Source organism: Pseudomonas sp. BF-R-01, assembly GCF_019946615.1.
In the GTDB taxonomy this organism is placed as follows: Bacteria; Pseudomonadota; Gammaproteobacteria; order Pseudomonadales; family Pseudomonadaceae; genus Aquipseudomonas; species Aquipseudomonas migulae.
The window spans coordinates 1-8,700 of the sequence record NZ_JAGYFX010000162.1; the positions used below are offsets into that span (position 1 = coordinate 1).

Annotated in this window: 8 protein-coding genes; 2 read left to right on the top strand and 6 right to left on the bottom strand. The window is 60.8% G+C overall.

From position 1 onward, the window contains the following. Positions 1 to 142 precede the first annotated feature (142 nt). Positions 143 to 1,234: a dimethylsulfone monooxygenase SfnG gene (sfnG, locus tag KGB27_RS30005; RefSeq protein WP_223557304.1), complete on the top strand. Its 1,092-nt coding sequence runs from the start codon at positions 143 to 145 to the stop codon at positions 1,232 to 1,234. A 118-nt stretch (positions 1,235 to 1,352) separates the two neighbouring features. Here sfnG and KGB27_RS30010 read toward each other — a convergent pair whose 3' ends face one another. Both KGB27_RS30010 and KGB27_RS30015 read right to left on the bottom strand, forming a co-directional pair. Beyond that, positions 1,353 to 1,829: a DUF1348 family protein gene (locus KGB27_RS30010; protein WP_192227247.1), complete on the bottom strand. Its 477-nt coding sequence runs from the start codon at positions 1,827 to 1,829 to the stop codon at positions 1,353 to 1,355. Positions 1,830 to 1,885: 56 nt separating this feature from the next. After that, positions 1,886 to 2,449, bottom strand: coding sequence for a TetR/AcrR family transcriptional regulator (locus tag KGB27_RS30015; protein ID WP_192227246.1), 564 nt, complete (start codon positions 2,447 to 2,449; stop codon positions 1,886 to 1,888). Between the two features lie 217 nt (positions 2,450 to 2,666). Between KGB27_RS30015 and pssA the strand changes: the two genes are divergently transcribed. Further along, entirely contained in the window at positions 2,667 to 4,010 is a 1,344-nt protein-coding gene (pssA, locus tag KGB27_RS30020; protein WP_008038356.1) for a CDP-diacylglycerol--serine O-phosphatidyltransferase, read from the top strand. Here pssA and KGB27_RS30025 read toward each other — a convergent pair. The 4 genes from KGB27_RS30025 to efeO (KGB27_RS30040) all read right to left on the bottom strand — a co-directional run. Further along, on the bottom strand, positions 4,005 to 5,183 hold the full coding sequence (locus tag KGB27_RS30025; protein WP_223557305.1) for an MFS transporter: 1,179 nt from the start codon (positions 5,181 to 5,183) through the stop codon (positions 4,005 to 4,007). The genes pssA and KGB27_RS30025 overlap by 6 nt on opposite strands. Positions 5,184 to 5,352: 169 nt before the next feature. Then, positions 5,353 to 6,177 carry an iron uptake system protein EfeO gene (efeO, locus tag KGB27_RS30030; RefSeq protein ID WP_223557306.1) on the bottom strand — a complete coding sequence of 275 codons (825 nt, stop codon included), beginning with the start codon at positions 6,175 to 6,177 and terminating at the stop codon, positions 5,353 to 5,355. A 25-nt stretch (positions 6,178 to 6,202) separates the two neighbouring features. Next, positions 6,203 to 7,501, bottom strand: a complete 1,299-nt coding sequence (gene efeB / locus KGB27_RS30035; RefSeq protein ID WP_223557307.1) for an iron uptake transporter deferrochelatase/peroxidase subunit — start codon at positions 7,499 to 7,501, stop codon at positions 6,203 to 6,205. Positions 7,502 to 7,518: 17 nt separating this feature from the next. Next, positions 7,519 to 8,700, bottom strand: a 1,182-nt coding sequence (efeO, locus tag KGB27_RS30040; RefSeq protein WP_223557308.1) for an iron uptake system protein EfeO, incomplete at its 5' end; no start/stop codon positions are given.

The window sequence follows — 8,700 nt, forward strand, 5'->3', positions numbered from 1 at the left end:
GTGTCAGCCAACAAAAGTGTTGTATGTGCAACCGCCATCGCGAGCAGGCTCGCTCCCACAGGGGGCTTCGGTCGCTACAGGAAAGCACTGGCACGGTTGCTGCTCTCACCCCAGGACTTCCTAACGTCCCGAGGACACGTCAATGAGTCAGCAAGCCGTCAAATTTGCCTACTGGGTGCCGAACGTCAGCGGCGGGCTGGTGGTCAGCAAAATCGAACAACGCACCCACTGGGGCATCGACTACAACCGCAAACTGGCGCAACTGGCCGAAGAGGCGGGGTTCGAATACGCCCTGACGCAGATTCGCTTCACCGCCGGTTACGGCGCCGAGTACCAGCATGAATCGGTCGCCTTCAGCCACGCGTTGCTCGCCGCCACCACTACATTGAAAGTCATCGCGGCGATCCTGCCCGGGCCCTGGCAACCCGCGCTGGCGGCCAAGCAACTGGCGACCATCGATCAACTGACCAACGGCCGCATCGCGGTGAACATCGTCAGCGGTTGGTTCAAGGGTGAATTCCAGGCCATCGGCGAACACTGGCTGGAGCACGACGAGCGCTATCGCCGCTCCGAAGAATTCATTCGCTCGCTCAAAGGCATCTGGAGCCAGGACAACTTCACCTTTCGCGGTGACTTTTACCGCTTCGACAATTACAGCCTCAAACCCAAACCGCTGGGCCAGCCGGAAATCTTTCAGGGCGGCAGCTCCCGTGCAGCACGGGACATGGCGGCGCGAGTTTCGGACTGGTACTTCACCAACGGCAACACGCCGGAAGGCATCAAGGCGCAAGTCGACGATATCCGCAGCAAGGCCGCCGCGAACAATCACTCGGTGAAGGTCGGGGTCAACGCGTTCGTCATCGCCCGCGACACCGAAGAAGAGGCTCGCGCAGTGCTGGCGCAGATCATCGATCAGGCTGATCCGGAAGCGGTGAATGCCTTTGGCGATGCGGCGAAACAGGCGGGCAGGGCATCACCGGAAGGCGAGGGCAATTGGGCCAAATCGACGTTCGAGGATCTGGTGCAGTACAACGACGGCTTCAAGACCAACCTGATCGGCACGCCGCGGCAAATTGCCGAGCGGATTGTGGCGTTGAAAGCGGTGGGCGTGGATTTGGTGCTGGCGGGGTTTCTGCACTTTCAGGAAGAGGTGGAGTATTTCGGCAAGCGGGTGCTGCCGTTGGTGCGGGAGCTGGAGGCTGAGGCCAGCGTGAAACAAGCCGAAGTCGCCTGACCACCACAAACCCCTGTAGGAGCCGGCTTGCTGGCGATAGCGATTTCACAATCAACATCATCGTTGAATGTTATGTCGCCATCGCCAGCAAGCCGGCTCCTACAAGGGAGATGTGTGTTTACAGACCTAGGTCAGACAGCCCCGGATGATCATCCGGGCGACGCCCCAGCGGCCAATGGAACTTGCGGTCGCTTTCCTTGATCGGCATGTCGTTGATGCAGGCGAACCGGTTGGCCATCAGGCCGTTCTCGTCGAACTCCCAGTTTTCGTTGCCGTAGGAACGGAACCAGTTGCCTGAGTCGTCGTGCCATTCATAGGCGTAGCGCACGGCGATGCGGTTGCCGGTGAACGCCCAGAGTTCCTTGATCAGTCGATAGTCCAGTTCCTTGGCCCATTTGCGCGTCAGGAAACCTTTGGCTTCTTCACGGTTGTAGGCGAATTCGGCGCGGTTGCGCCATTTGGTGTCCAGTGTGTAGGCCAGAGACACACGCTCTGCATCACGGGAGTTCCAGCCATCTTCGGCCAGGCGAACTTTTTCGATGGCCGATTCACGGGTAAATGGCGGCAATGGCGGACGAACTTCGGCGTTAGACATTTAAAGTCTCCCAATAAGATTAAAGTTCAAGTAAGTTGTCGGGCTTGTTTAAAGTGTTACAGGTCCAATAACTTTCGCGCCATGCATTGCGCATTATCGGCGGCACTGTGATCACCCATGACAAGCGCCACGGTAATGGCACCATCGATCAGGATCAGCAGCTGTTTGGCCAGCGTCTCCGGGTCGGTTGCGCCATGTTCGGTGCAGAGCTCGCGCACGTAGTCGAGCAGCTTCTGTTTGTGTTCTTTGGCGACCAGCCGGACCGGGTCTTGCGGGTCGCCGGTTTCACCGCTGGTGTTGATGAAAGCGCAGCCACGGAAGCCTTCGGAGGCAAACCAGGCCTTGAGCACGGTAAACAGGTTGAGCAGCCGGTCGGCCGGGGTTTCGGCCTGGTCGACGGCACTTCTGTACCAGAGCATCCAGCGCACGTCGCGGCGTTGCAAGGCGGCGACGGTCAACTCCTCCTTGTTGGCGAAGTAGCGGTAGATGCTTTTTCTGGAGACGCCGGCGGTTTTCACCAGAAGATCCATGCCCGTGGCAGCGATGCCACTTTTGTAGATCAACTTTTCGGTGACATCCAGAATGATGTCGCGTGTGTCGTTGCTAGTGATTTCGTTCATGGGGCATACAGTAGAACGATCGTTCTCCTTGGTCAAATATTATTTTGTGTTGCCCATTAAATCGCCTTCGCGGGCAAGCCTCGCTCCTACAAGGGAGCACGATTGACTGTAGGAGCGAGGCTTGCCCGCGAAGGGGTCATTACAGACCGTAACAAGACCCAAACCCCTCCATGGTGTAAGCTCTCAACCTCTCCGGATTCGACCCATTGCGAGCCCTATGCCGTCGCTTTTCAAACGCTCTCTGCTGCCCAAACTGCGCAGTTTTCCGCTGACCGCCGATGCCGTCACCATCCTTTCTGGCGCTGCCGAATTCCGTCGTTGCCTGTTGGAAAAAATTGCCCAGGCGACCCGGCGCATCTATATCGTCGCGCTTTACCTGCAACAGGATGAAGCCGGCCAGGAAATTCTCGATGCCTTGCACGCCGCCAAACTGGCGCGTCCGGAACTGGACGTGGTGGTGGTCGTCGACTGGCTGCGCGCCCAGCGTGGCTTGATCGGTGCCGGCAAACAGCCGGGCAATTCGGCGTGGTATCAGGAAACCACCCGAACCCATGCCAGCGTGGTCCCGGTGTACGGTGTGCCAGTGCAGACCCGCGAGCTGTTCGGCGTGCTGCATTTGAAAGGCTTCGTGATCGATGACTGCGTGATCTACAGCGGTGCGAGCCTGAACAACGTTTATCTGCACAAATTCGACAAATACCGCTACGACCGTTATCACCTGCTGCACAACGGCGCCCTGGCCGATTCGATGCAGCACCTGGTTCAGCACGGCCTGGTCGCCTCGAAAGCGGTGCATCGCCTCGATTTGCCGAACCTGCCGACCACCCGCAGCCTGCGCCACGACATCGGCGACCTGCGCAGCCGCCTGAAACATGCGGCGTACGACACCACGACGGGCACCACGGTTAAAGACGGTTTGTCGGTCAGCCCATTGCTTGGGGTCGGCAAGAACAACCCGTTGAGCCGGGTAATCTGCGAGTTGATCGCCAGTGCCCAGCATCAACTGACGATCTGCACGCCGTACTTCAACCTGCCGTTGGCGGTGACCCGGGAGATCAACCGGGCATTGGCCCGGGGTGTGAAGATCGACATCGTGGTCGGCGACAAAACCGCCAACGACTTCTACATCCCGCCGAGCGAGCCGTTCAAGGTGATCTCGGCGTTGCCGTACCTCTACGAGATCAGCCTGCGACGTTTCGCCAAGCGTCATCATCGCAGCGTCGACAGCGGCCAGTTGAACCTGCACCTGTGGAAGGACGGCGATAACACCTATCACCTTAAAGGCATGTGGGTCGATCAGCGTTACACCTTGCTGACCGGCAACAACCTCAATCCGCGCGCATTCCGTCTCGACCTGGAAAACGCGCTGCTGATTGATGACCCCAAAGGTGAATTGCTGGAGCCGCGTCGCAGTGAGCTGGCGGAGATCTTCCAGCACACCACGCGTATCGAGCGTTATCAGGACCTGCAAACCCTGCCGGATTACCCGGCGGGCGTGGCCAAGTTCCTCAAGCGTGTCAGTCGTGTGCGCATTGAACGCTTGCTCTATCGCATCCTATAAAGCCTGACGCTGCCGGGGCCCTGGCCACAGGGCCACCAGCAGCAACAACGCAGCCGCCACCAGATACGGCAAGCGCGGTTCGATGCCGTAGATCAGCGTGGCGGTCAACGGCCCGATCACCACGCCGAACCCTTGGGCGGCGCCGATGGAACCTGCGGTCGCGCCTTGCTCCGAGGCCTCGACCGCATTGGCGGCAAGCGCGGCGAAGGACGGGAAAATCAGGCCCATGCCGCTCGCCGAGACAAAGAACCCCAGCCACAACCCCCACGCCGAATCGACCATGATGCTGCCGGAAAACCCCAGCGCAGCGACAATCGCGCCGACCCGGATCAGCCGTAGCGGCGGCCATTCCAGTCGACGCACAACCAACTGCGAACAGATCAACGCGAAGCCGACCATGGTCAGGGCGATACCGGCCGTTTGCGCGGCGTCGGCCGGGCTCATGCCCAGTCGATCGATGGCGAAGAAGCCAACGGTGATCTGCGCGACAGAAACGCATAGCATCGCCACGAACGCGACCGCCATGGGCCGGCGCAACCGTGGATCGTTGAGGTGCACCTTGCGCGGCGCCTGACGCAAGTGCAGTTCCTGGGCCTTGAGTTTGTAACGCAGCACGAGGAACGCCATCAGCGGTAGAAACGCCATGGCGTAGAAGGGCAGGCTCAGGCTGTATCGGGACAGCAACGCCGCTATCGCCGGGCCGATCACCAGCCCGCAGGCGTTGGCAGCGCCCAATGCGGCCATGGCTTTGGCGCGGTGTTGCGGCTCGACGTTGTCGGCAATCAGTGCATTACAGCCGACCGGAATCGCCGCATAGAACACGCCGATCAGCCCGCGTCCGAGCATCAGCCCGATAAACGCCAGCGCCGCTGAAGGCAGGAATCGCAAAGACGTGTCGATGAACAGGCACAAGGCCCAATAGGCGAGGGTGAATCCCGCAGTGCCGAGCAACAGAATGCGCCGTCGTCCGAAGCGGTCGCTGGCCTGACCCCATGGACGCGCCAGCACCATCCAGATCACCCCGGACACCGTCACCGCCGCCCCGGCCTGCCAGGTGGCCAGGCCCAACACCCGGGCGATAGGCCCGATCAAAGAAACGAACGCCATCATTGCCATGGTGCAGGCCATGTTGGCGACCATGAGCGGGCGCAGGTCGAAGGTTGAAGCGGACATGGGTGAGTCTTCCGTGAGCTTTTATTATTGGCGGGGGATGGTAGCAGGAGGGGGATGTGTCGGGGCTGAAAATTCCTTCGCGGGCAAGCCTCGCTCCTACAGAGGTATGCGATCCTCTGTAGGAGCGAGGCTTGCCCGCGAAGGGGCCCACTCAGACGCTACAAAAAAATCAATTCAACCCAAGTTTCCCACGCAACGTCGACAAATCCTCAGCCAACGTATTCACCGGCCCAACCAGCGCCTTGCGATCGCTGTCCTTCACCTTGTCATAGGTGTCAAACCCGCCATCCTTGGTTTTGTACTTCGCCAGCGTCTTGTTCACCGTGGCAAAGTTTTTGTCGACCTTGGCAATGAACGCCGCGTCCTGCTTCTCGATCTGTGGACGGAACAGGTCGACGATTTTCTTCGCGCCGTCGATGTTGCCCTGGAAGTCATACAGGTCGGTGTGGCTGTAACGATCCTCTTCGCCGGAGATCTTGGTGGCGGCGACTTCTTCCAGCAGCGCCGCCGCGCCGCCCACCACTTTTTCAGGCGGGAAGGTCAGGCCGGCCACGCGGGTTTGCAGGTCCTTGACGTCTTTGTTCAAGCCATCCGCCAGTTCGCCCAGGCCCTTGGTGCTCTTCTCGGAGAACAGCGAGTATTCGATGCGGTGGAAACCGGTGAAGTCTTCGGCTTTCACGCCTTTTTCGTGGTCGTCGACACGGGAGTCGATGGAGGCGTCGAGGTCACTGAACAGCTCGGCAATCGGCTCGATCGATTCGTAGTAAACCCGGGTCGGCGCGTAGAGTTTTTGCGCGGTGGCCAGATCACCTTTCTTCACCGCATCGGTGAATTTCTGAGTGTGGCTGGCCAGTTCGTCCAGTTGCTCGGTGACGTAGATCTTGTAATCCGAAATCGGCCCCACCAGTTCCAGCGGCGCCGTCGCCGCGAAAGCCGAAAACGGGGTGTTGAGCAAACCAAGGGTCAGCAATAACGCGAGTGGCGACTTTTTCATGGGACGGTTCCGTGTTGGGGGTTGGTTAGGCGGTGGCTTTTGTTTGTGTGGCGTTGAGCAGCGAGCGACCGATGAAATCCTGGTCGCCCGTCACACCCGGCAGGGTGAAGAAGTACCCGCCGCCGACCGGCTTGAGGTACTCCTCGAGCGGCTCGCCGTTGAGCCGGGTTTGCACGGTGATGAAGCCTTTTTCCAGGTCGGCCTGGTAGCAGATGAACAGCAAGCCCATGTCCAGCTGACCGTTCTTGTTCACGCCGTTGGAGTAGTTGAACGGCCGGCGCAGGATCAGGTTGGCCTGACTCGCGGCGGTGCGCGGGTTGGCCAGGCGGATGTGCGCGTCGAGCTTGGTCAGCTTGCCTTCCGGGTCCTTGGCGTAATCCGGAACCTCGGTTTCATGCGCACCACCCATAGGGGCGCCGGTGCTTTTGACCCGGCCGAGAATGCTTTCCTGTTCCTGCAACGGCGTGCGGTCCCAGCGCTCGACGAAGTTGCGGATGATCCGCACCGCTTGATAGCTGCCGTTGACGGCCCACGCCGGTTCGTCGCTGCCGGGCTGGACCCAGACGATGCGGTCCATGGCCTTGGCGTCGTTGGAATCGGGGTTGGCCGAGCCGTCGCGAAAGCCCAGAAAGTTACGCGCACTCTGCGCCGGCACACCGGGTTTCGCCGGTGCCTGGGGCGGCACGCTGCCTTCCTGTTTCCAGCGCACCAGCAGCAAGTCCGGCAGGTTTTTCACGATGTCGCGCAGGGCGTGGATGTTGGTGTCGGTGGTGTTGGCGCAGAACTGCAAACTCAGGTCGCCGTGGCAGCAATCGGCTTCCAGCGCATCGTTGGGGAAACCGACCATGCGGCTCAGCCGTTTCGGTTTGGCGTGGGCCAGGCCGAAGCGTTCGTCGAATAACGATTCACCCACCGAGACGGTGATGGTCAGGTTGTCCGGCGTGACCACCGGGCCAAGAATCCCTGAATCCACTGGCGGCAGTTTCGGATCGACCTGCGCCACCGGGCCGCCCTTCATCAGGAACGCGATGCGCTCATTGAGCGTGCGGAACAGCCGTTCGAGGTCTTCACGGTCACTGGCCAACACATCAAACGACACCAACATGCCCGACGCCGGGCGCGGGGTGACGATGCCGCTTTGGTGCTGGCCGTGGAAGTCGTGGTGGTCATCGGTCCGGTCGCTGCTTGGCGCTTCGGTGACTTGCGCCGGGCTGGCGGCCATGGCCGGGCAGCTCAATGCAGAACCGGCGAACGCCACACCGGCGGCCCCCATGCCCATCAAAACCCGGCGACGCTGGAGGTTGAATTGCTCTGAATCGTTCATCTACATGTCGTCTTCTGCTAGAGGCCGGATAGGCCAAGGGCGGGATCGATTCCATCGAGTGCATCGGCCAGTGCCTTGGCCTTGTCGGCGATCTGTTTGCGTTGCGCGGCGCTGACCGTGTCGTAGCTCGCATAGCCGTCCTTGACCTTGAAACCGTTGAGTTCGGCATCAAGGCTGGCGACAGCGCTGTCGATGGTTGGCAGCAGTTCGGCGGCGGACTTGGTCAGCAGCGGGCGCAACAGGTCGACGACTTTGCGGGCAGCTTCGAGGTTGCCGGCGAAACCGTTCAAGTCGGTGTGGCTGTAGCGTTCTTCTTCACCGCTGCTGGCGCGCACATCTCCGAGGTTATTGAGGTTGCGCACCACGATGCTGACCAGTTGTTCCGGGGGCAGCGATTGCGCGAGCAGTTGTTGCTTGAGCGTGGTGACGTCGGTCAGCAGCTGTTGGGCTACCGGTGTCAGGCCGTCGAGGTTGCGTTGCTGGAACAGCGCATATTCCAGGCGATGGAAACCCACGAAGCCGGGGTCCTGCTCACGCTTTTCGAAGTAATCGGCACGGGCGTTGATGGTGTTGTCCAGTTCCGCCAGGCGTTGCGTGGCGGGGGCAATGCGTTGGTAGGCACTGCGCGCCGGGACGTACAAGGCTTGCGCCTGACTCAGGTCACCGGCTTCTATGGCTTGTTCAAGCGCAGTGACGGCCTTGATCAGCGCGGTACTTTGGCTGCTCAGGTAAACGCGGAATTCCGACAATGGCCCGACGAAAGCCACCATCGACGGCTTGGCCTTGGCAGCGGCATCGGACGCCGCGGTCGGTGTCACGTGCAGCGTGCCACGCGGGTTGCTCAGCAGGCCGCAGGTGATCGCGTAATCGCCGGGCAACAGGTTGGCGTTGATCACCTGACTCAGGCCGGGCGCGATGTTTTCCCGTTCTTCGACCACCAGCACGCCGTCAAGGATTTCCCATTCAACGGCGCGATCCGAGCGGTTGACGATGCGGAAACTGGCGCGACCGGCCGGCACCGTCAACGCGTTCGGCTCGCAGCTGTGGGGGTGAATGGTCACCAGCACTTCGTCATGGTTGGCCTGGCGTTTGGCCGCGGCCATTTTCGAGGCGTAGTAGAACAGGCCGCCGGCGGCGATCATCACGATCACCGAACCGGCCACCGCCCAGCGCAAGGCGCGGGGAGGGGAGGCCTGGGG